General features: G+C 38.5%; 20 protein-coding genes and 1 riboswitch. Of the genes, 14 read left to right on the forward strand and 6 right to left on the reverse strand.

Going from position 1 to position 20,292, the window contains the following annotated elements; genetic code table 11:
• The first annotated feature begins 68 nt into the window (after positions 1-68).
• A complete protein-coding gene (locus DV424_RS04140; RefSeq protein ID WP_118859174.1) occupies positions 69-1,589 on the forward strand; it encodes an ABC transporter permease in 1,521 nt (506 codons plus the stop codon).
• Positions 1,576-2,646 carry a Fe(3+) ABC transporter ATP-binding protein FbpC gene (gene fbpC, locus DV424_RS04145; protein WP_192880647.1) on the forward strand — a complete coding sequence of 357 codons (1,071 nt, stop codon included), beginning with the start codon at positions 1,576-1,578 and terminating at the stop codon, positions 2,644-2,646. The genes DV424_RS04140 and fbpC overlap by 14 nt, the downstream gene beginning before the upstream one ends.
• A 35-nt stretch (positions 2,647-2,681) precedes the next feature.
• Here the strand turns inward: fbpC and DV424_RS04150 are convergent, their stop codons facing one another.
• The 5 genes from DV424_RS04150 to DV424_RS04170 form a co-directional block, all read right to left on the reverse strand.
• Complete coding sequence (locus DV424_RS04150) at positions 2,682-3,362, reverse strand: M15 family metallopeptidase (RefSeq protein WP_118859175.1); 681 nt, start codon at positions 3,360-3,362, stop codon at positions 2,682-2,684.
• A gap of 1 nt (position 3,363) precedes the next feature.
• Positions 3,364-4,497 carry a succinyl-diaminopimelate desuccinylase gene (gene dapE, locus DV424_RS04155; protein ID WP_118859176.1) on the reverse strand — a complete coding sequence of 378 codons (1,134 nt, stop codon included), beginning with the start codon at positions 4,495-4,497 and terminating at the stop codon, positions 3,364-3,366.
• A gap of 26 nt (positions 4,498-4,523) precedes the next feature.
• On the reverse strand, positions 4,524-4,868 hold the full coding sequence (locus DV424_RS04160; protein ID WP_118800901.1) for an ArsC family reductase: 345 nt from the start codon (positions 4,866-4,868) through the stop codon (positions 4,524-4,526).
• Positions 4,869-4,945: 77 nt separating this feature from the next.
• A complete protein-coding gene (gene htpG, locus DV424_RS04165; RefSeq protein WP_118859177.1) occupies positions 4,946-6,826 on the reverse strand; it encodes a molecular chaperone HtpG in 1,881 nt (626 codons plus the stop codon).
• A gap of 122 nt (positions 6,827-6,948) precedes the next feature.
• Positions 6,949-8,010 carry an ABC transporter substrate-binding protein gene (locus tag DV424_RS04170; protein WP_118859178.1) on the reverse strand — a complete coding sequence of 354 codons (1,062 nt, stop codon included), beginning with the start codon at positions 8,008-8,010 and terminating at the stop codon, positions 6,949-6,951.
• Positions 8,011-8,058: 48 nt separating this feature from the next.
• Positions 8,059-8,148: riboswitch (TPP riboswitch) on the reverse strand.
• Between the two features lie 120 nt (positions 8,149-8,268).
• Between DV424_RS04170 and uvrD the strand changes: the two genes are divergently transcribed.
• The 5 genes from uvrD (at position 8,269) to DV424_RS04195 (ending at position 14,430) form a co-directional block, all read left to right on the forward strand.
• Entirely contained in the window at positions 8,269-10,449 is a 2,181-nt protein-coding gene (uvrD, locus tag DV424_RS04175; RefSeq protein WP_192880648.1) for a DNA helicase II, read from the forward strand.
• An 89-nt stretch (positions 10,450-10,538) separates the two neighbouring features.
• Entirely contained in the window at positions 10,539-11,540 is a 1,002-nt protein-coding gene (locus DV424_RS04180) for an ABC transporter permease subunit (protein WP_192880649.1), read from the forward strand.
• Positions 11,541-11,554: 14 nt separating this feature from the next.
• A complete protein-coding gene (locus tag DV424_RS04185) occupies positions 11,555-12,442 on the forward strand; it encodes an ABC transporter permease subunit (protein WP_118775149.1) in 888 nt (295 codons plus the stop codon).
• 9 nt (positions 12,443-12,451) lie between these two features.
• The gene (gene dppD, locus DV424_RS04190; RefSeq protein WP_118782102.1) at positions 12,452-13,444 is read left to right on the forward strand and encodes a dipeptide ABC transporter ATP-binding protein; all 993 of its coding nucleotides are present in this window, start codon (positions 12,452-12,454) and stop codon (positions 13,442-13,444) included.
• A 2-nt stretch (positions 13,445-13,446) separates the two neighbouring features.
• Positions 13,447-14,430: a peptide ABC transporter ATP-binding protein gene (locus tag DV424_RS04195; RefSeq protein WP_118775150.1), complete on the forward strand. Its 984-nt coding sequence runs from the start codon at positions 13,447-13,449 to the stop codon at positions 14,428-14,430.
• 28 nt (positions 14,431-14,458) lie between these two features.
• Here the strand turns inward: DV424_RS04195 and DV424_RS04200 are convergent, their stop codons facing one another.
• Positions 14,459-15,265: a DNA ligase gene (locus tag DV424_RS04200; RefSeq protein WP_118859236.1), complete on the reverse strand. Its 807-nt coding sequence runs from the start codon at positions 15,263-15,265 to the stop codon at positions 14,459-14,461.
• 207 nt (positions 15,266-15,472) lie between these two features.
• Here DV424_RS04200 and lpcA point away from each other — a divergent pair, with 207 nt between their 5' ends.
• The 7 genes from lpcA (at position 15,473) to DV424_RS04235 (ending at position 19,915) form a co-directional block, all read left to right on the forward strand.
• Positions 15,473-16,057: a D-sedoheptulose 7-phosphate isomerase gene (gene lpcA / locus DV424_RS04205; RefSeq protein WP_114891743.1), complete on the forward strand. Its 585-nt coding sequence runs from the start codon at positions 15,473-15,475 to the stop codon at positions 16,055-16,057.
• Between the two features lie 126 nt (positions 16,058-16,183).
• Complete coding sequence (gene artP / locus DV424_RS04210) at positions 16,184-16,915, forward strand: arginine ABC transporter ATP-binding protein ArtP (RefSeq protein ID WP_118775151.1); 732 nt, start codon at positions 16,184-16,186, stop codon at positions 16,913-16,915.
• A 17-nt stretch (positions 16,916-16,932) separates the two neighbouring features.
• Positions 16,933-17,652 carry a lysine/arginine/ornithine ABC transporter substrate-binding protein gene (locus DV424_RS04215; RefSeq protein ID WP_118775152.1) on the forward strand — a complete coding sequence of 240 codons (720 nt, stop codon included), beginning with the start codon at positions 16,933-16,935 and terminating at the stop codon, positions 17,650-17,652.
• A gap of 3 nt (positions 17,653-17,655) precedes the next feature.
• Entirely contained in the window at positions 17,656-18,321 is a 666-nt protein-coding gene (gene artQ / locus DV424_RS04220; RefSeq protein ID WP_118775153.1) for an arginine ABC transporter permease ArtQ, read from the forward strand.
• Positions 18,321-19,004: an arginine ABC transporter permease ArtM gene (artM, locus tag DV424_RS04225; RefSeq protein ID WP_114893364.1), complete on the forward strand. Its 684-nt coding sequence runs from the start codon at positions 18,321-18,323 to the stop codon at positions 19,002-19,004. The genes artQ and artM overlap by 1 nt, the downstream gene beginning before the upstream one ends.
• Before the next feature lie 135 nt (positions 19,005-19,139).
• On the forward strand, positions 19,140-19,331 hold the full coding sequence (locus DV424_RS04230) for a hypothetical protein (RefSeq protein ID WP_105888186.1): 192 nt from the start codon (positions 19,140-19,142) through the stop codon (positions 19,329-19,331).
• Complete coding sequence (locus DV424_RS04235; RefSeq protein ID WP_118859180.1) at positions 19,328-19,915, forward strand: Fic/DOC family protein; 588 nt, start codon at positions 19,328-19,330, stop codon at positions 19,913-19,915. The genes DV424_RS04230 and DV424_RS04235 overlap by 4 nt, the downstream gene beginning before the upstream one ends.
• Positions 19,916-20,292: the final 377 nt, after the last annotated feature.

The following is a 20,292-nucleotide window of genomic DNA, read 5'->3' on the forward strand; positions in this document are numbered from 1 at the left end:
CCGCTAACGTCGCAACTGTATTTTCACCCAAAGTGGAGATACAGTTGCCACATATAAAGGACTATCTTTTGACCCGAACGCCCCCACTTTGGCTCACCATCATTATTTTACTTATTGGTTTACCGCTCTTATTACCATTTCTATATATTCTTTTCCGTGCGATTGAAGTCGGATTAGATCGTAGCCTTGAGCTTCTTATTCGCCCGAGAATGGCGGAATTACTGAGCAACACAATGCTTCTCATGGTCTGCGTAACTATTGGATCCATTTTTCTCGGTACGCTTTGTGCATTTTTACTTGAACGCTATCGTTTTTTCGGCAAATCATTTTTTGAAGTGGCGATGAGTTTGCCACTTTGTATTCCAGCCTTTGTGAGCTGTTTTACTTGGATCAGCTTCACCTTTCGAGTAGAAGGTTTTTGGGGAACAATTGGCATCATGACATTAAGCTCTTTCCCACTCGCTTACTTGCCAATTTCAGCTACGCTTAAACGACTAGATCGCTCCCTTGAAGAAGTAAGCCTTTCATTAGGAAAAAGCCAAACTTACACCTTTTGGCACGCTATTTTTCCGCAATTAAAACCAGCAATCGGTAGTAGCTTATTGCTGATAGCATTACATATGCTCGTGGACTTCGGGGCGGTTTCTATTTTGAATTACCAAACATTCACCACTGCTATTTTCCAAGAATATGAAATGTCTTTTAATAACAGCACCGCAGCACTACTTTCAGCTGTATTAATGGCAATTTGTAGCATTATTGTGCTGGGAGAAACATTTTTCCGCGGTAAACAAACGCTTTACAACAGCGGCAAAGGCGTTACTCGTCCTTATCCAGTAAAAACGCTTTCTTTTGGCAAACAATGTTTAACCTTCGGATTTTTCTCTAGCATATTCATCTTAAGCATTGGCGTGCCGGTGATTATGTTAATTTACTGGCTTATTGTGGGAACTTCACTCGAAAGTGCGGGTGATTTTTCAGAATTTTTATCGGCATTCAGCAATTCATTTATTATTTCAGGCTTAGGCGCATTGCTTACCGTAGTTTGTGCTTTGCCATTGGTTTGGGCAGCTGTACGCTATCGTAGCAAATTAACCGTTTGGATCGATCGATTACCTTACCTATTACACGCTGTACCCGGCTTAGTTATCGCATTATCGCTGATCTACTTTACGATCAACTATGCTAACAGCTTATATCAAACCTTTTTAGTTATCATCGTGGCTTACTTTATGCTCTATTTACCAATGGCACAAACCACACTTAGAGCCTCACTTGAGCAACTTTCTGATAATATTGAGAAAGTCGGACAAAGCCTAGGACGAAGCCCATTCTATATTTTCCGAACTTTAACATTACCTGCAATGCTACCAGGCATTGCGGCGGCATTCTCTCTAGTATTTTTGAATTTAATGAAAGAGCTTACTGCAACGCTTTTGCTCACGCCAAACGACATCAAAACCCTTTCTATTGCCGTTTGGGAATATACCAGTGATGCGCAATACGCTGCGGCAACGCCTTATGCCCTAATGCTCGTTCTCTTTTCAGGGATTCCTGTGTTTTTATTGAAAAAATATGCATTCAAATAAAATGATAAATAATCCGTTATTAACTGTTAAAAATCTTAATAAATTTTTTAATGAACAGCAAGTTCTTCACGATATTTCCTTTACCTTGCAACGAGGTGAAATCCTCTTTTTGCTTGGTGCTTCTGGTTGTGGAAAAACAACGTTATTGCGAGCGATCGCAGGATTTGAACAACCTAATACGGGCGAAATTTGGCTAAAAGAGCGGTTAATTTTTGGCAAGAATTGCAATCTACCAACGCAACAACGCCATCTCGGTTATGTGGTGCAAGAAGGTGTGCTTTTCCCTCACTTAACTGTCTATCGCAACATTGCTTACGGATTAGGGAATGGCAAAGGGAAAACAGATGAAGAGAAAATGCGAATTGAGCAAGCAATGCAACTCACTGGAATTAGTGAACTAGCGGAACGTTTTCCTCACCAACTCTCAGGCGGACAACAACAACGTGTGGCTCTTGCTCGAGCGCTAGCGCCAAATCCAGAACTGATTTTATTAGACGAACCTTTTAGTGCCTTAGATGAACATCTTCGCCAGCAAATTCGTCATGATATGCTAAAAGCACTACGTCAAAGTGGTGCATCAGCGATTTTCGTCACCCATGATCGTGATGAAGCATTACGTTATGCGGATAAAATCGCTGTTATCCAACAAGGAAAAATTTTACAAATCGACACGCCTCGTACACTTTATTGGTCGCCTAATCATATTGAAACCGCAAGTTTTATTGGTGACAACATCGTGCTATCAGCGAATCTGATTGATGAAAACACAGTTCAATGCCAATTAGGTAATATTCCTGTAAAAAACAAATCAATCTCACTGAAACAAGGTAAGATTTTGCTTCGTCCAGAACAATTTAGCCTGTTTAAAACATCGGAAAATCCAACCGCACTTTTCAAAGGGAAAGTAAAACAAATTGAATTTAAAGGGAAAATTACCGCTATTCAAATTGAAATTAATGGATACGCAATATGGATTGAGAACATCATTTCCCCCGATTTATCGATTGGCGATGAGCTGCCAATTTATTTGCATGGAAAAGGGCTTTTTTACGCCTAAGAATAAAGCCTTATCTTCACGATAAGGCTTTATTTTTAAACAATATATTCAGAAAAAATTTGTTCAAGATTTGATATTAAACAGTCTGCGCCTAAAATATTTTCCCCTTTCCACGCCTGTTTCAAAATGTCTGGAGAAAATTGCTGGCTTGCTAATTCAGCTAACGGCAAATAACTGATATGCCAAGGCTCCCGCCCCACTTTTTTATTAGACTGCATATTCATAAAAGGCAAAGCAAAATCAAAGTGCGGTAAATTTTCGGTAAGAAATTCACTCAATTCAAAGAAATAGCCGCCTTTTTCATATTCCCAAGGCTCCAGTTGTAAAGATTGACCTTGTGGTAAAAGATCAGGATCGAAAATATCCACTTCCGTTCCCCAATGATGACGGCTAGCACCCGGCAATGCAGACCAACGTAAAATCGCCTGACATTTTTGCCAGTCCTCTAATTGGCTCAATTCTAATGCTTTTCCTTCGTCATCATGGACTTTTCGCTCGCCCTTAAATTTGCTATTCCAAATAAGCTGTTGGCGTTCAAAATCACGAAAACTACTCGCTGGCTGTAAATTAAAGCCATTTTTTGCCGCACTTTGTTGCAATCCTTGAAATGCTTGCACAGCTTGTGTTTGCAAAAAATGATTTGATGAATGAGTTGCGGGTAAATTGACTAAATGCTCACGGGACTTTCCTGTAAGCATTTCTGGCGTTAATTTCATTTTAGCTATCCAATAAATTCACTAACATTTTGTGATAAATTTCACCGCACTTGCCAAGTTCTTCTACGCTGACACATTCGTTGACTTTATGAATTGTTGCGTTAAGTGGACCAAATTCCACTACTTCAGCGCCCATCAATGCAATAAAACGACCGTCTGACGTGCCACCACCCGTTTCAGCCTTTGGCGTTATGCCTGTGGTTTCCTCAATAGCGCTAGTTATCGAATCTAATAATTTACCCGGTTTTGTTAAAAACGGTTTACCTGATAAATTCCATTCAATACGATATTTCAAATTATGTCTTTCTAGCATTTCAGCTACTTTTTGCTTAATGATTTCATCCGTGACTTCTGTGCAATAACGCAAATTGAACTGAATATATAACTCGCCTGGAATCACATTATTACTTCCTGTGCCCGCATGAATATTAGCAATTTGTAGGCTTGTTGGAGGGAAAAACTCATTGCCTTCATCCCATTGGTAAGTTGTTAATTCTTGCAAAAATGGGGCTGCTTTATGGATCGGATTTTCAGCTAAATGCGGATATGCCACATGTCCTTGAATCCCCTGAATATAAAGGTTTCCTGTAATTGAGCCACGGCGACCATTTTTGACGACATCGCCTAAGTTTTTAGCACTCGATGGCTCACCAACCATACAATAAGTAATTGTTTCATCACGCGCCATTAAAGTCTCAACCACACGCACAGTGCCATCTTTTGCGGCGGCCTCTTCATCAGACGTAATCAATAATGCAATTGTGCCTTTATGATCAGGATTTGCTTTTACATATTCTTCAGCCGCCACAATCATTGCAGCAAGAGATCCTTTCATATCCGCCGCACCACGACCATAAAGCATGCCATCAATAATCTCAGCAGAAAACGGCGGAGACGACCACTGATTTTCATCACCTGTAGGCACAACATCCGTATGACCTACAAAAGCAATAACTGGCTCACCCGTTCCATGTTTTGCCCATAAATTCAACGTATCATTAAAAGGCATCAATTCAATTTGAAAACCTAATTTTTCTAAACGTTCGGCAATAATTTTCTGACAGCCTTCATCATTAGGGCTAATAGACGGGCGACGAATTAAATCTTGCGCCAACAAAACCACTTTTTCTCTCATAAAAACTCCTAAAAAATAACCGCACTTTAAGCAAAAGCAGCCTGATATTCCTTTTCATTAAATCCAATTAATGCCTTTCCATCTTGTAAAATAATTGGACGTTTAATTAAAGTTGGATTCTCAGCCAACACGGAAAGTGCGGTGGTTTTATCAAGAGAATTTTTAACTTGCTCATCCAAATTACGCCAAGTTGTACTGCGTTTATTTACCAACACATCCCAACCAAATTTAGCTTCTGCTTGGACTAAAAAATTCGAATCTAAACCATCAACACGGTAGTCGTGAAGTTTGTGTTCAATATTGTGATCCGCCAGCCATTTCAAGGCTTTCTTCACTGTATCGCAATTTTTAATGCCGTAAACTGTAATCATATTTCACCTAAAAAGAAAAATCCTCAATCTAATCAGATTGAGGATTTTAACCCTTATACTACTTCATCTCAAATGAATTAACCTAACAACTTATTGATACGTTTAATAAACACAGCTGGATTTTCCAAAGATCCACGCTCTGCTAACATAGCTTGTTCAAGTAATAATTCCACCCAATCAGCAAATTCTGTTTCATCGGCAATATCCGCTACTTTTTTCACTAAATGGTGTTCTGGATTAAGTTCAAAAGTATATTTTACTTCTGGTACAGGTTGCCCTGCGGCGGCAAACAATTTCGCCATTTGGGTCGTCATTTGATCATTATCTGTAGAAACTACCGCTGGTGTATCCGTTAAATTGTGAGTTAAACGCACCGTTTTCACACGTTCGCCAAGCAAGTTTTTCACACGCTCAATAAAACTACCAAAGGCTTCATCTTGTTGTTTTTGTGTTTCAGATTCTTTATCTGCTAAATCGCCTAAATCCAAATCGGCTTTCGTGATACTTTGTAACGGTTTACCGTCGAATTCAGTTAAATAGCTTAACATCCATTCATCAATGCGATCGGAAAGCAGTAAAACCTCAATGCCTTTTTTATTGAACAATTCCAAGTGCGGACTATTTTTCGCTGCAACATAACTATCTGCTGTAATGTAATAGATAGCTTTTTGCCCCTCTTTCATACGCGAGATGTAATCTTCTAAAGACACAGTTTGCTCGCTGCTATCATTATGTGTCGAAGTAAAACGCAATAACTTGGCGACGGTTTCTTTGTTAGCAAAATCTTCTGCAGGGCCTTCTTTCAAGACTAAACCAAACTCTTTCCAGAATTGAAGATATTTTTCTGCATCATCTTTTGCTAATTTTTCTAGCATTTGTAATGAACGCTTAGTTAATGCTTTGCGTAATGCAGCCGTAATTTTGTTATCTTGCAAAATTTCACGAGACACATTTAATGGCAAGTCATTGCTATCGATTAAACCACGCATAAAACGGAGATAATTCGGCATAAATTGCTCCGCATCATCCATAATAAATACGCGTTGAACATAAAGTTTTAAGCCGTGTTTATGTTCGCGATTAAATAAATCCCAAGGTGCTTTAGCTGGCACATAAAGCAAACTAGTATATGCTTGATTTCCTTCAACTTTGTTATGCGCCCAAGTCACAGGATCTGAGAAATCATGGCTTAAGTATTTATAAAACTCTTTGTATTCCTCATCAGAAACATCATTTTTAGAACGCGTCCAAAGTGCATCGGATTTATTAATTTTCTCCCATTTTTCACCGCACTCTTTGCCTTCATCATCGTATTCTTTCGTTAGCATTTCCACTGGCAAGCCAATATGGTCAGAATATTTACCGATAATTTCACGTAAACGCCATTCGTTTAAAAATTCTTTCTCATCTTCGCGTAAATGTAAAATCACATCTGTGCCACGGGATTTTTTCTCAATATCCGCCACAGAATATTCGCCTTCACCAGCAGATTCCCAAAGCACCGCTTTATCCGCCTCTTCGCCAGCTGCTCTAGTTTTTACAGTCACTTTATCTGCCACAATAAAAGCTGAATAAAAACCCACACCAAACTGCCCAATAAGCTGGCTGTTTTTTGCTTGATCTTGGCCAAGTGCGGTTAAAAATTCTTTTGTTCCTGATTTTGCAATCGTACCCAAATGATCAATGACTTGCTCGCGAGTCATACCAATGCCGTTATCACTAATCGTGATCGTTCCTTTATCCGCATCAAAGCTAACACGCACACGCAAGTCGCCATCGCCTTCATATAAAGCTGGGTTGGAAAGTGCTTTAAAGCGTAATTTATCTGCCGCATCAGAGGCATTAGAAATTAATTCACGTAAAAAAATCTCTTTGTTGGAATACAAAGAATGAATCATTAATTGGAGGAGTTGTTTGACTTCAGATTGGAAGCCACGAGTTTCTTGATTTTGTGACATAATTTTTTTCCTTCATAAAGATAAAAATTGAACGTCACAGATATAAGAATAAAAAGAAAGATTTCAAGGGGGAAAGCAAAGTGCGGTGAATTTTCACCGCACTTTTATCAGGCTAGCATTAATTACTCTTTTCTTTCCTTCACATTTTCAACCCAGCGTTCTATTAATCGTTTCGCCTCTTGATCCGAACCAAATTTGATGAAATCAATATCAAGTAATTTAAGTTTTGCCGGCTCTGAAAGATGTGGATGTGCTTTGGCATGAATATTTGTTGGCAGTTGGTAAGAATCCGCCTCACGCCAAGGAATTTCTTGAGCTTCAGCAGAAAGCACAAAATCCACAAAGCGTTTAGCATTCTCTAAATTGCGTCCATTTTTAATGATACTGACCGCCCCTAACGTATAGCCTGTGCCTTCGCAAGGTAAAGCACCAATAACCGGTGCGCCTTTATCCTTTTCACGCACATAAGTATGCATAAAACCAATATCAACTGCGGCAGCACCAGTAGAAATATTAGCCGTTGCTAATCCAGTTTTCGTGTATTGTGCAATGTTTTTGTCAAGTTCTTTCAAATAAGCAAAGGCTTTATCTTCGCCCATAATTTCAATTAAAGTTGTAAGAATGGTGTAGCCTGTGCCCGATACTCGAGGATCTGGATATTGAATTAACCCTTTAAATTCTGGTTTTAATAAATCAGCATAACATTGAGGCTTCGCGATATTTTTTTCAGCTAGCAGTTTTTCATTCATCCCAATGCCAAGTTCCATAAGATAAATAATCGATGTGGTATCGCCACGTTGTTCCGTTAGCTTTTTGAATTGAGGCATAATTTCTTTTTGTAGAGGCGAACGATAAGTTTCTAACAAACCAGCATCTCGAGCTTGAAAGTGCGGTTCCAATGTACCACCATACCACACATCTGCTTGTGGATTTTCTTTTTCGGCTTTGATTTTGCCTAATACAGTCCCTGTGCTATTACGCACAAACTGAGTGTCCACATTATATTTTTTGCTAAAAGCGTGAGCGACTTTTTCACAAGTCGTGTTTTGGACGCTGCAATACAGTACTAATTTACCTTCTGCTTGAGCAGAGGTTGATAAACTTAATCCTAATAAGCCGCAACCAAGCACGCTGGAAAGTGCGGTCAATTTAAAAGAATTTTTTAAAGAAAAAGAGAGTTTCATGATGCATCCTTACTTATATGAATACAGAAAAAAGTAAGTCAGCCCTTTAAGGAGGAGAGATTAGTTTCCTACGCCAGTGCTAACTGTTTCAGGTTCACGGGTATTTTCTCAGCGATGTCCGCACCCCGACTAACCGCGAATCAATATAAGTTGTAATACTATTTTTGTAAAGTCGGATAAGTTTATGATTTTCTTGATTGTGATATAAAAAAATTAGACTTATAATTCCTGTAAATTTGAACAGATAAAAATTTCATCATGGATATTTCTGAATTACTTGACGGACTTAACGATAAACAACGCGAAGCCGTAGCTGCTCCTCTAGGTAATCACTTAGTGCTAGCTGGTGCAGGCTCTGGTAAAACGCGTGTATTGACGCACCGTATCGCTTGGTTAATTGCGGTAGAAAATATTTCTGAGGGCAGCATTATGGCTGTGACGTTTACCAATAAAGCAGCAGCAGAAATGCGTCATCGTATTCAAGCTACCCTTGCCAAACACGCACAACATCAATTATTTGGTATGTGGATTGGCACCTTTCACAGCATTGCCCATCGTTTATTACGAGCCCATCATTTAGATGTAGGATTACCACAAGATTTCCAAATTCTGGATTCAGAAGATCAACTTCGTTTAATTAAACGGTTATTAAAATTACATAATTTTGATGAAAAAGCTTTTCCGCCTAAACAGGCTTGTTGGTACATCAATAACAAAAAAGATGAAGGCTTGCGACCAAACGACATTGAAGATTTTAATGATCGTCAAGAACGTGAATGGATTAAAATTTATCAGATCTATCAAGACACTTGCGATCGCGCAGGATTGGTTGATTTTGCTGAATTATTAATTCGAGCCTATGAATTATTTGAGAAAAAACCATTAATTTTGCAACGTTATCAACAACGTTTTCAGCATATTTTGGTGGATGAATTTCAAGACACCAATAAAATTCAATATAAATGGATCAAAATTCTTGCTGGAAAAACAGGCAAAGTAATGATTGTGGGCGATGATGATCAATCTATATACGGTTGGCGTGGCGCACAAATTGAAAATATTCAAAAATTCTTGAAAGATTTCAACGCCGAAACAATTCGTCTTGAACAAAATTATCGTTCTACAGCCAATATTCTAAACAGTGCAAATGAATTGATTGCAAACAATAGTGATCGTCTTGGTAAAAATTTATGGACAGAGGGCGAAAAAGGCGATCCTGTGGGCATCTATGCCGCCTTTAATGAATTGGACGAAGCAAAATTTGTCGCTTCACAAATTCAGGATTGGGTAGAACATGGCGGAAAACTTGATGATTGTGCTGTACTTTATCGTAGTAATAGCCAATCACGGGTTATTGAAGAAGCCTTAATTCGTTGTCAAATTCCATATCGTATTTATGGCGGTATGCGTTTCTTTGAACGACAAGAAATTAAAGATGCCCTAGCCTATCTTCGTTTGATTAATAATCGTCAAGATGATGCGGCTTTTGAGCGTGTCATTAATACGCCCACCCGTGGCATTGGCGACCGCACTTTAGATATATTGCGTAACTTAACACGGGAACGCCAAATTACCTTATGGCAAGCAGTACAAGTCGCAACACAAGAAAATATGTTGGCTGGGCGAGCCTCAACAGCATTATTACGTTTCCAGGAATTAATTAATTCACTACAACTTGATACTGCAGAAATGCCACTTTTCGCACAAACCGATTTTGTGATTAAACATTCGGGTTTATATGAAATGTATCAACAAGAAAAAGGCGAAAAAGGCGAAGTGCGTATTGAAAACTTGGAAGAGTTAGTCAGTGCAACCCGTGAATTTATCAAACCTGATGATGCAGAAGAAATGACCGAACTCACTGCCTTTTTAACTCACGCCTCTTTAGAAGCTGGTGAAGAACAAGCCTCGCCGCATCAATCTTGTGTAGAAATGATGACATTACACTCCGCTAAAGGCTTAGAATTTCCTCGTGTATTTATGGTTGGCGTAGAAGAAGGTTTATTCCCAAGTTTCCGTTCTTTTGAAGAACCTGGACGTTTAGAAGAAGAACGTCGTTTAGCTTATGTTGGTATTACTCGCGCGAAGAAAAAACTAACCATCTCTTATGCGGAAAGCCGTCGATTATATGCCAAAGAAGAACGCCATTTACCATCACGCTTTATTGCGGAATTACCGAGAGAATGTATCCAAGAAATTCGTTTACGAGGAACTGTCACGCGCGCAATGAATCTAGCCAAAGTCGGTTCATTGTCGAATACAAGTGCGGTCGAAAATGAATGGAAAATGGGTCAAAAAGTCAAACATGAAAAATTCGGTTTTGGCACAGTCATTAATGTGGAAGGATCTGAAAATAACACACGCTTACAAATAGCATTCCAAGCACAAGGCATTAAATGGTTGATTGCTCATTTGGCAAAATTGGAAAAAGTACGGTAGAATCCAAGAGTATTATATTTTTTACCGATTAATTTCTTTGAAAAGTGCGGTGAATTTTTACCGCACTTTTATTATCTACGAGTGATGGAATGTTTAAATTTGTATTCAAACGAATCTTAATGGTAATCCCTACTTTTATTGCCATTACTTTTATTACCTTTGCCCTTGTGCATTTTATTCCTGGCGATCCTGTGGAAATTATGATGGGAGAACGTGGCTTAACGGCAGAAGTACATCAACAAATGATGCACCAATTGGGTTTAGATTTACCTCTTTATCAGCAATATTTCCACTACATTGGCAATGTAATTCAAGGGGATTTCGGTGCATCGTTCCGCACTCAACAACCTGTCCTTACTGAATTTTTTACACTTTTTCCTGCCACCGCCGAATTAGCATTTTTTGCATTATTTTGGTCGTTATTAGGCGGGGTGATTTTAGGCACAATTGCCGCAGTAAAAAAAGACAGTTGGATTTCTCACACCGTTACAGCCGCATCGCTCACTGGTTATTCTATGCCAATTTTCTGGTGGGGATTGATTTTAATTTTATATGTTTCACCACAACTCGGTTTACCGCAAGGTGGTCGTTTAGATAATGAATTTTGGATCGATACACCAACAGGATTTATGCTTATTGATAGCTGGCTTTCAGGTGTTTCTGGTGCTTTTGAAAATGCAGTGAAATCCTTAATTCTTCCTGCCATAGTCTTAGGCACAGTTCCTCTCGCCATTATTACGCGTATGACACGATCTGCGATGCTGGAAGTATTAGGCGAAGATTACATTCGGACGGCAAAAGCAAAAGGTTTAAGCTATACTCGAATTGTTATTGTTCACGCATTGCGTAATGCGTTAATTCCTGTTGTCACTGTGGTGGGATTAATTGTAGGTCAATTGCTTTCTGGTGCAGTTCTCACAGAAACCATTTTCTCTTGGCCGGGAATTGGGAAATGGATTATTGATGCTATTCAAGCGCGCGATTATCCAGTATTACAGGGTTCTGTACTGATTATTGCGACAATTATTATTGTGGTGAATTTAACTGTTGATTTACTTTACGGCGTGGTCAATCCGCGTATCCGTCATTAATTGTAGGAGAAATTATGTCTGACACGCCTTCAACTTTCGCGCCGAAAACGCCCTTACAAGAATTTTGGTTTTACTTCAAACAAAACCGAGGCGCGCTAATCGGTTTAACCTTTATTGTGATTGTTGCCTTAATCAGCATTTTCGCGCCTTATATTGCGCCTTTTGATCCAACAGAACAAAATCGTACCGCACTTTTACTGCCTCCCGCGTGGTATGAAGGCGGCAATCCTGCCTATCTACTCGGAACAGATGATATTGGGCGAGATATCCTTTCTCGCATCATTTACGGAACGCGAATTTCTGTCTTTGCGGGATTTGTCATTGTATTACTATCTTGCGCCTTTGGTACCAGCCTTGGCTTAATTTCTGGTTATTATGGCGGCGTGCTAGATACAATCATCATTCGCCTAATTGATATTATGCTCGCGATTCCAAACTTGCTTTTAACAATTGTTGTCGTCTCTATTTTAGAGCCATCACTCGCCAATGCCACTTTAGCGATCGCTGTGGTATCGATTCCTAGCTATGTGCGTTTAACGCGAGCGGCAGTAATGAATGAAAAAAATCGTGATTATGTCACCTCCTCTAAAGTCGCTGGCGCAGGTATTTTACGCCTCATGTTTATTGTGATTTTACCAAACTGTCTAGCCCCTTTGATTGTGCAAATGACGATGGGCATTTCTAATGCGATCTTAGAACTCGCGACACTTGGTTTCTTAGGCATTGGTGCAAAACCGCCAACACCAGAACTTGGCACAATGCTTTCCGAAGCACGCGGTTTTATGCAAGCGGCAAACTGGTTGGTTACAATTCCCGGCTTAGTGATTTTATCTTTGGTATTAGCTTTCAACTTAATGGGTGATGGCTTGCGTGATGCCCTTGATCCAAAACTCAAACAATAGGAAAACAGAATGGCATTATTAGACGTAAAAGAACTTTCTGTTCACTTTGGCGATAAAAAAACGCCATTTAAAGCAGTGGATCGCATCAGCTATCAAGTCGCACAAGGTGAAGTGCTCGGCATCGTTGGAGAATCAGGCTCAGGTAAATCAGTGAGTTCGCTCGCTATTATGGGATTAATTGATCATCCCGGACGTGTATCGGCAGAATCCTTGCAATTTGAAAATACTGATTTACTCACTTTAGAAAGTAAAGCTAAACGCCAGCTTATTGGTGCTGATGTAGCAATGATTTTCCAAGATCCGATGACAAGCTTGAATCCAGCTTATACTGTGGGTTTCCAAATTATGGAAGCGTTAAAAACTCATGAAGGCGGCACAAAAAAGGCGAGAAAAGACCGCACTTTAGAGCTTTTAAGATTGGTCGGTATTCCTGATCCTGAATCTCGGATTGATGTTTATCCCCATCAGCTTTCTGGCGGAATGAGTCAGCGTGTGATGATTGCGATGGCAATTGCTTGCAGACCTAAATTATTAATTGCAGATGAACCCACTACGGCATTGGACGTGACTATCCAAGCTCAAATTATGGAACTCTTACTTGAATTGCAAAAGAAAGAATGTATGTCCCTAATTTTGATTACTCACGATCTGGCACTTGTGGCAGAAGCAGCAGATCGAATTATCGTGATGTATGCAGGGCAAATCGTTGAAGAAGGCACCGCAAAAGATATTTTCCGCGAGCCAAAACATCCTTACACTCAGGCCTTGTTACGTTCATTACCTGAATTTGCAGAAGGAAAATCTCGCTTAGCGTCATTACAAGGTGTGGTACCTGGAAAATACGATCGCCCAACAGGCTGCTTATTAAATCCTCGCTGTCCTTATGCAACCGAATACTGTCGCCAAGTCGAACCTCAATTGCATCATATCGGTTCTCGCAAAGTAAAATGCCATACTCCGCTGAACGAGCAAGGCAATCCCGTTGAATATCAAGGAGCTTAATAATGACGAATGAACTAAAAGAAAATGCGCCATTATTAAATGCCATTGGCTTAAAAAAATATTACCCTGTAAAAAAAGGCTTGTTTGCAAAACCACAGCAAGTAAAAGCGTTAGATGGTGTATCTTTTCAGCTTGAACGAGGTAAAACTTTAGCTGTCGTGGGGGAATCTGGTTGTGGAAAATCAACGCTAGGGCGTTTGCTAACCATGATTGAACAACCAACCGAAGGCGAACTGTATTACAAAGGGCATAATTTTTTAGAAAATGATCCTGAAACAAAGGCGCTACGTCGTAAAAAAATTCAAATAGTTTTCCAAAATCCTTATGCATCATTAAACCCACGTAAAAAAATTGGTTCAATTTTGGAAGAACCATTGATCATCAACACAAAACTTTCCGCCAAAGAACGTCGAGAAAAAGTTTTATCGATGATGGAAAAAGTGGGCTTGCGCGCTGAATTTTATGATCGTTATCCCCATATGTTTTCAGGTGGACAACGCCAGCGTATCGCCATCGCTCGTGGTTTAATGTTAGAACCTGATGTTGTCGTTGCCGATGAACCTGTTTCTGCATTAGATGTGTCCGTGCGTGCACAAGTACTGAATTTAATGATGGATTTACAAGATGAATTAGGCTTGTCTTACGTGTTCATTTCACACGATCTTTCTGTGGTAGAACATATCGCTGATGAAGTGATGGTGATGTATTTAGGTCGTTGTGTTGAAAAAGGAACGACAGAGCAAATTTTCTCTAATCCTCAGCATCCGTATACCAAAGCGTTACTTTCAGCAACGCCACGTTTGTCACCAAACTTGCGCCGTGAACGTATAAAGCTTACGGGCGAATTGCCAAGCCCGATTAATCCGCCAAAAGGCTGTGCATTTAATCCTCGTTGTTGGAAAGCAACAGAAAAATGCCGTGAAAATCAACCGCACTTGGAGCAACATACTGATGGCAAATTAATCGCTTGTTTCCATATTGATTAAATTCATTTTGTCAGACTGATAAATAGGCTCATTTTTTCTCTCGCCAATAGGTTGCAAATCGAGGTTTTCCACTATTCGTAATGCCTCGATATTTATAAGTAATCACGGATCCTATCGGAGGGGGATTTTCTCGTTCGTTTAAATTAAAACCCGAACCGATTTTAAATTCTCCCCGATGATTTTTACAAGTTAAAGCACCCATCACATTTTCAAATTGTCCTTTGCCTTTATGGTGTGCAATGACCGTACATTCTTCATCTTGAGTCGTTTTTAATTTTAAAATTCTATGGCTACGTTTTCGTTCATAAGATGCATTAGGATCTCGTACTACGACGCCTTCCCCCTTCAAAGATTCGATTTGATTAAGAAACTCATATAAATGCGCTTTATCTCTCACTGGAATTTGTTCAATAATTTCAATATAAGTTGTTGGATGTTCAACTAAATACGCTTTCAATTTAGCTAAGCGATCAAATAAATTGCCTTCTGCATCAGGCACATCAAAAACATACAATTTAAGTTTTTCCCAACCATCGCCTTTAAAAGATTTTGTGATTGATGAAATTTCCTCAAAATAATTTCGCTCACTAAATAATTCACCATCAATGGCAAAAGGCGGAAAATCCTTAATGAAATAGGCTGGCGGTAATAAACGTTGCCCTTGTCGGGTTAATAATTGCTTTCCATCCCAATAACCGCGTACGCCATCTAATTTTTCAGACATTACCCAACCTTCTATTGGTTGATTATCGTAGGTATGAAGAAGCATTAAATCTGTGTTAGCCAAAGCGAAAGAGCTCACGAAGAAAAGTAACAAAGTGCGGTAAAATTTCATGATATTTTTGTAAATTTTAGTGCTGGTCATTTTTCTCAGAATAAGTTTATCTGGAATAATCTAAAAGCACGCAAATTCACTATTACGATCTAAATCGCAAAAAATCTTTACTTCATTGGAAAAAGATGAATTTTTATTTACGCTAGCGGAGAATGTTTATCTGCTATACAATGCCATCGCGATTTTATTCCCAACAAGGAGCAATCAATGTATTTAGAGCAAATAAAAGCAGAACTTGTGGAAGCACAAGATGTGTTAAACAAATTTATTTCTGATGAAAATAACATTAAATTAATTCAAGAAGCGGCATTATTAATTTCGAATAGCTTCAAACAAGGAGGCAAAGTGCTTTCTTGTGGTAATGGCGGTTCGCACTGTGATGCGATGCATTTTGCAGAAGAATTAACGGGTCGTTATCGTGAAAATCGTCCTGGCTACCCCGCTATTGCGATTTCAGATGTAAGTCATTTAAGCTGTGTAAGTAATGATTTTGGTTATGAATATGTCTTTTCACGCTATGTTGAAGCGGTGGGTCAAAAAGGCGATGTGTTATTCGGATTATCGACTTCAGGCAATTCAAAAAATATCTTAAATGCCATTGAAGCGGCAAAAGCAAAAGGCATGAAAGTGATTGCGATGACAGGCAAAGATGGCGGAAAAATGGCTGGATTAGCAGATGTTGAAATCCGTGTACCACATTTCCGTTATGCAGATCGTATTCAAGAAATCCATATCAAAGTCATTCATATTTTAATGATGTTAATTGAGTTTGAAATGGCAAAACAAGCTTAAAGTGCGGTTGATTTCAAGCGAGTTTTTTAAATCCCAAAATTTTTTGGGATTTTTTATTTATGCCACTTGCATAATTATGCATAAAAATGTAATATTTTTTCATCTTATAAAGCATAGAGAAGAAAAATGGCTATTCGTGTTAAAAATCTCAATTTCTTTTACGGTTCATCACAAGCGTTATTTGATATTAACCTTGAAGCAGAAGAAGGCGATACCGTTGTGTTACTGGGCCCAAGTGGCGCAGGAAAAAGCACATTAATTCGTACATTAAATTTGTTAGAAGTGCCAAAATCTGGCGAATTAAGCATTGCAAACAATGATTTTAATTTATCCAATGCAATAGCAAATCCAAAAGCAATTAGACAACTACGTCAAGATGTAGGAATGGTATTTCAACAATATCATCTTTGGCCTCACTTAACGGTAATTGAAAACCTAATTGAGGCACCAATGAAAGTACGTGGCGTAAGTGAAAATGAAGCGAAAACCGATGCAATGGAATTGTTAAAACGTTTACGTTTAGAACAACTTGCCGATCGCTTTCCATTACATTTATCAGGCGGGCAACAACAACGTGTTGCAATAGCCCGCGCACTGATGATGAAGCCACAAGTTCTGTTATTTGATGAACCAACGGCTGCATTAGATCCAGAAATTACGGCGCAAGTTGTAGATATTATTAAAGAATTACAAGAAACTGGCATTACGCAAGTGATTGTGACCCACGAAGTCAATGTGGCGCAAAAAGTGGCGACAAAAGTCGTCTATATGGAACAAGGTAAAATCGTCGAAATGGGATCGGCTGATTGCTTTGAAAATCCAAAAACCGAACAATTTAAACACTATCTTTCTCACTAGAAAATAAGGAGCTTACGATGAAAAAAACATTATTAACTGCAATTTTATTAGGCGCATCCGTAGCAGCAAGCGCACAAGAACTCACGTTTGCAATGGAACCTAGCTATCCACCATTTGAAACCACAAATGAAAAAGGCGAAATTATCGGGTTTGATGTGGATGTGGCAAATGCAATTTGTCAAGAGATTCAAGCAACCTGTAAATTCAAAGGGGAAGCCTTTGATGCGTTAATTCCAAATTTAAAAGCAAAACGTTTTGATGCTTCAATTTCCGCTATTGATATTACTGATGCTCGTGCAAAACAGGTTTTATTCTCTGATGCATATTACGATAGCACTGCAAGCTATGTTGCTCTTAAAGGCAAAGCGACATTAGAAAGTGCAAAAAATGTCGGTGTTCAAAATGGCACCACATTCCAACAATATACCGTAGCGGAAACCAAGCAATATAGTCCAAAATCCTATGCAAGTTTACAAAGTGCCATTTTAGACTTAAAGAGCGGTCGGATTGACATTATTTTTGGCGATACCGCCGTGCTCGCCGATATGATTTCCAAAGAGCCAGAAATTCAATTTGTAGGCGAAAAAGTGACCAATAAAAAATATTTTGGTAATGGTTTAGGTATTGCAATGCACAAATCAAACAAAGATTTGGCTGCACAATTAAACAAAGGTTTAGCTGCAATTAAAGCAAATGGTGAATACCAAAAAATCTATGATAAATGGATGACAAAATAATCTATGAGTTATGATTTTCTTTCTTTAATGCTTACCGCAGCCCTAATGACTTTAGGGCTTGCGGTCTGTTCATTGATCTTAGGCTTATTTTTAAGCCTAATTTTTGCCGTACTTGAGGCAAATCGTTTTGTAGGTAAACCAGCGGCTATACTCATTGCCTTATTGCGTGGCTTACCCGAAATTCTTGTTGTATTACTTGTCTATTTTGGTTCTACTGAATTAGTAGAAATGCTGACAGGAGAATACATTGAATTTGGAGCATTTGGCTGTGGTGTGTTTGCGCTTTCTCTTATTTTTGCAGCTTATGCATCGCAAACATTACGCGGAGCAATTCAAGCTATCCCGAAAGGTCAATGGGAGTCTGGCGCAGCGTTAGGCTTAAGTAAAAGCTATACCTTTATTCACATTGTTATGCCACAAGTATGGCGTCACGCCTTACCAGGTTTAAGCAATCAATGGCTTGTATTACTAAAAGATACGGCATTGGTTTCATTAATTGGCGTAGATGATTTAATGCGCCAAGCGGATCTGATTAATACCAATACACATCAACCCTTTACTTGGTACGGTATTGCTGCGTTAATTTATTTATCGGTGACATTAATTAGCCAAGTTGGTATTCGAAAATTAGAGCTGCGTTTTACTCGTTTTGAAAGGGGCGTGAAATAATGTTTCAAGAATATTTAAGCGTGATCGCACAAGGGATCCCAACGAGTTTACTACTCACAGTCGTATCCTTACTGATTGCTTTCTTTTTAGCCTTATTTCTTACTTTTTTACTTTCAATGGAAAATAAATGGATAAAAAGTGCGGTCAATTTATACCTTACTTTATTCACAGGCACGCCACTGTTAGTACAGTTCTTTTTAATTTATGCAGGACCCGGTCAATTCCAATGGATTATTGATAGCCCATTATGGTTTTTCTTATCCAATGCGTGGTTCTGCGCCGCATTAGCTTTAGCACTAAACAGCGCGGCCTATTCCACACAATTATTTCACGGCGCAGTAAAAGCTATTCATAAAGGACAATGGGAAAGTTGCGCAGCGTTAGGGTTAAGCCGATTACAGACACTCAAAATCTTAATTCCCTACGCATTAAAACGCGCATTGCCGTCTTACAGTAACGAAATTATTTTGGTATTTAAAGGCACGGCGTTAGCTTCCACCATTACCATTATGGATATTATGGGCTACGCACGCCAACTTTATGGTACAGAATATGATGCACTCACAATTTACGGCATTGCGGGTGGTATCTATTTAATTATCACAGGCATTGCGACTTTATTACTACGTAAATTAGAGAAAAAAGTGTTGGCATTTGAACGTTTTGAAGTAAGCAAAGCATAAAGTGCGGTAAAATTTTTAGTGATTTTTAAATCCCAACCTAGGTTGGGATTTTTTCATTTGAAAAGTAAAAGCTACTTCGTCACATCTTTGCCTTGTGCTATACTTTGCCAAAATATAGTATTAGCGAGGAAAATAATGAATTTTGAGCAAATTATAGAACAACGTATTAAAGCCCTAAAAGAAGCCCATGTCAGCAATCAAATTGAAGGAGCAGATATGGGCGATAGTGCATTTTCTACTATGCTTGAAAGAGCTAGCGCACCGATTACCAATGAAGAATTTGAACGACAAGAACTATTATTTGTTAAACAATTATTCGCCCAATGAGAGAAGACTATCAATTATTTGAAACACAAATCTTTAACAAATATTTTTATCCAAATAACACGTTAAAGAACAAACTAAGCATTCAAGACAAATCGAAACTTCTTCAATATGAAGATATGATTGTTTCATTAAAAATGCCGACTCGACCTAAACTTCAGTCTTTTTCTCTACAAGAAATTCAATTACTTCATTATCATTTATTCAATGAAATTTATGAATGGGCAGGTAAAATAAGAGATTACCAAACAATGAGAGGTAAAAATGCTATTTTTTGTGCACCTAAGTATATTTATTCTTACTATAATAAGACGATTACAAAAAGATTAGAAAATCTAATTTTTCCTATCAAAGAAAATTTTATTTATCAGGCTGCATATTTCATTAATGAATTTAATGTTATTCATCCCTTTCTTGATGGAAATGGTAGAATCACACGACTTTTCTTACAAGATTTAGTTGAAAAAAATGGTAATTCTATTGACCTAACAAAAGTCAATAAAGATTCTTGGTATATGGCTATGGCTCACGGATTTGATACTGATTTATCGCTTTTAGAGCGAGAAATCGAATCTCTGATCATTTAATATTAATTACTACAGGTTGTATATAGTAATTTGTTAAAAGCACGTTAATTTTATATATCTCAAAATCAAAAAAGGATAAACGTGATGACAAACAAACAAACAAACAAACAAACAAACAAACAAACAAACAAACAAACAAACAAACAAACAAACAATACTAGCACTTTCCGCCAGAGGCACAACACCTTTTAAGCTGAGGCGATACATCTCTTCTGTGTTGTGTGGATGTCTTTTTTCTGCACTTCATCGCACAAATCCAGTTCATTTTAAAGAAAACATTATTCTTTAGTCTCGCTGTGTTTTTCAACCTTAAAACACGGCTGGGGTTTTCTTTGTCTTTTTTATTGTAAACATAAACGAAAAATCAAATCGAGGTT

Origin of the sequence: Haemophilus haemolyticus, from assembly GCF_003493605.1 — a bacterium.
In the GTDB taxonomy this organism is placed as follows: Bacteria; Pseudomonadota; Gammaproteobacteria; order Enterobacterales; family Pasteurellaceae; genus Haemophilus; species Haemophilus haemolyticus_J.

What these genes read in the sequence shown, in the direction of transcription:
- fbpC (WP_192880647.1), top strand. Translation starts at nt 1,576, where the DNA reads ATGCATTCAAATAAAATGATAAATAATCCGTTATTAACTGTTAAAAAT.
- DV424_RS04150 (WP_118859175.1), bottom strand. Translation starts at nt 3,362, where the DNA reads ATGAAATTAACGCCAGAAATGCTTACAGGAAAGTCCCGTGAGCATTTA.
- dapE (WP_118859176.1), bottom strand. Translation starts at nt 4,497, where the DNA reads ATGAGAGAAAAAGTGGTTTTGTTGGCGCAAGATTTAATTCGTCGCCCG.
- DV424_RS04160 (WP_118800901.1), bottom strand. Translation starts at nt 4,868, where the DNA reads ATGATTACAGTTTACGGCATTAAAAATTGCGATACAGTGAAGAAAGCC.
- htpG (WP_118859177.1), bottom strand. Translation starts at nt 6,826, where the DNA reads ATGTCACAAAATCAAGAAACTCGTGGCTTCCAATCTGAAGTCAAACAA.
- DV424_RS04170 (WP_118859178.1), bottom strand. Translation starts at nt 8,010, where the DNA reads ATGAAACTCTCTTTTTCTTTAAAAAATTCTTTTAAATTGACCGCACTT.
- uvrD (WP_192880648.1), top strand. Translation starts at nt 8,269, where the DNA reads ATGGATATTTCTGAATTACTTGACGGACTTAACGATAAACAACGCGAA.
- DV424_RS04180 (WP_192880649.1), top strand. Translation starts at nt 10,539, where the DNA reads ATGTTTAAATTTGTATTCAAACGAATCTTAATGGTAATCCCTACTTTT.
- DV424_RS04185 (WP_118775149.1), top strand. Translation starts at nt 11,555, where the DNA reads ATGTCTGACACGCCTTCAACTTTCGCGCCGAAAACGCCCTTACAAGAA.
- dppD (WP_118782102.1), top strand. Translation starts at nt 12,452, where the DNA reads ATGGCATTATTAGACGTAAAAGAACTTTCTGTTCACTTTGGCGATAAA.
- DV424_RS04195 (WP_118775150.1), top strand. Translation starts at nt 13,447, where the DNA reads ATGACGAATGAACTAAAAGAAAATGCGCCATTATTAAATGCCATTGGC.
- DV424_RS04200 (WP_118859236.1), bottom strand. Translation starts at nt 15,265, where the DNA reads ATGAAATTTTACCGCACTTTGTTACTTTTCTTCGTGAGCTCTTTCGCT.
- lpcA (WP_114891743.1), top strand. Translation starts at nt 15,473, where the DNA reads ATGTATTTAGAGCAAATAAAAGCAGAACTTGTGGAAGCACAAGATGTG.
- artP (WP_118775151.1), top strand. Translation starts at nt 16,184, where the DNA reads ATGGCTATTCGTGTTAAAAATCTCAATTTCTTTTACGGTTCATCACAA.
- DV424_RS04215 (WP_118775152.1), top strand. Translation starts at nt 16,933, where the DNA reads ATGAAAAAAACATTATTAACTGCAATTTTATTAGGCGCATCCGTAGCA.
- artQ (WP_118775153.1), top strand. Translation starts at nt 17,656, where the DNA reads ATGAGTTATGATTTTCTTTCTTTAATGCTTACCGCAGCCCTAATGACT.
- artM (WP_114893364.1), top strand. Translation starts at nt 18,321, where the DNA reads ATGTTTCAAGAATATTTAAGCGTGATCGCACAAGGGATCCCAACGAGT.
- DV424_RS04230 (WP_105888186.1), top strand. Translation starts at nt 19,140, where the DNA reads ATGAATTTTGAGCAAATTATAGAACAACGTATTAAAGCCCTAAAAGAA.
- DV424_RS04235 (WP_118859180.1), top strand. Translation starts at nt 19,328, where the DNA reads ATGAGAGAAGACTATCAATTATTTGAAACACAAATCTTTAACAAATAT.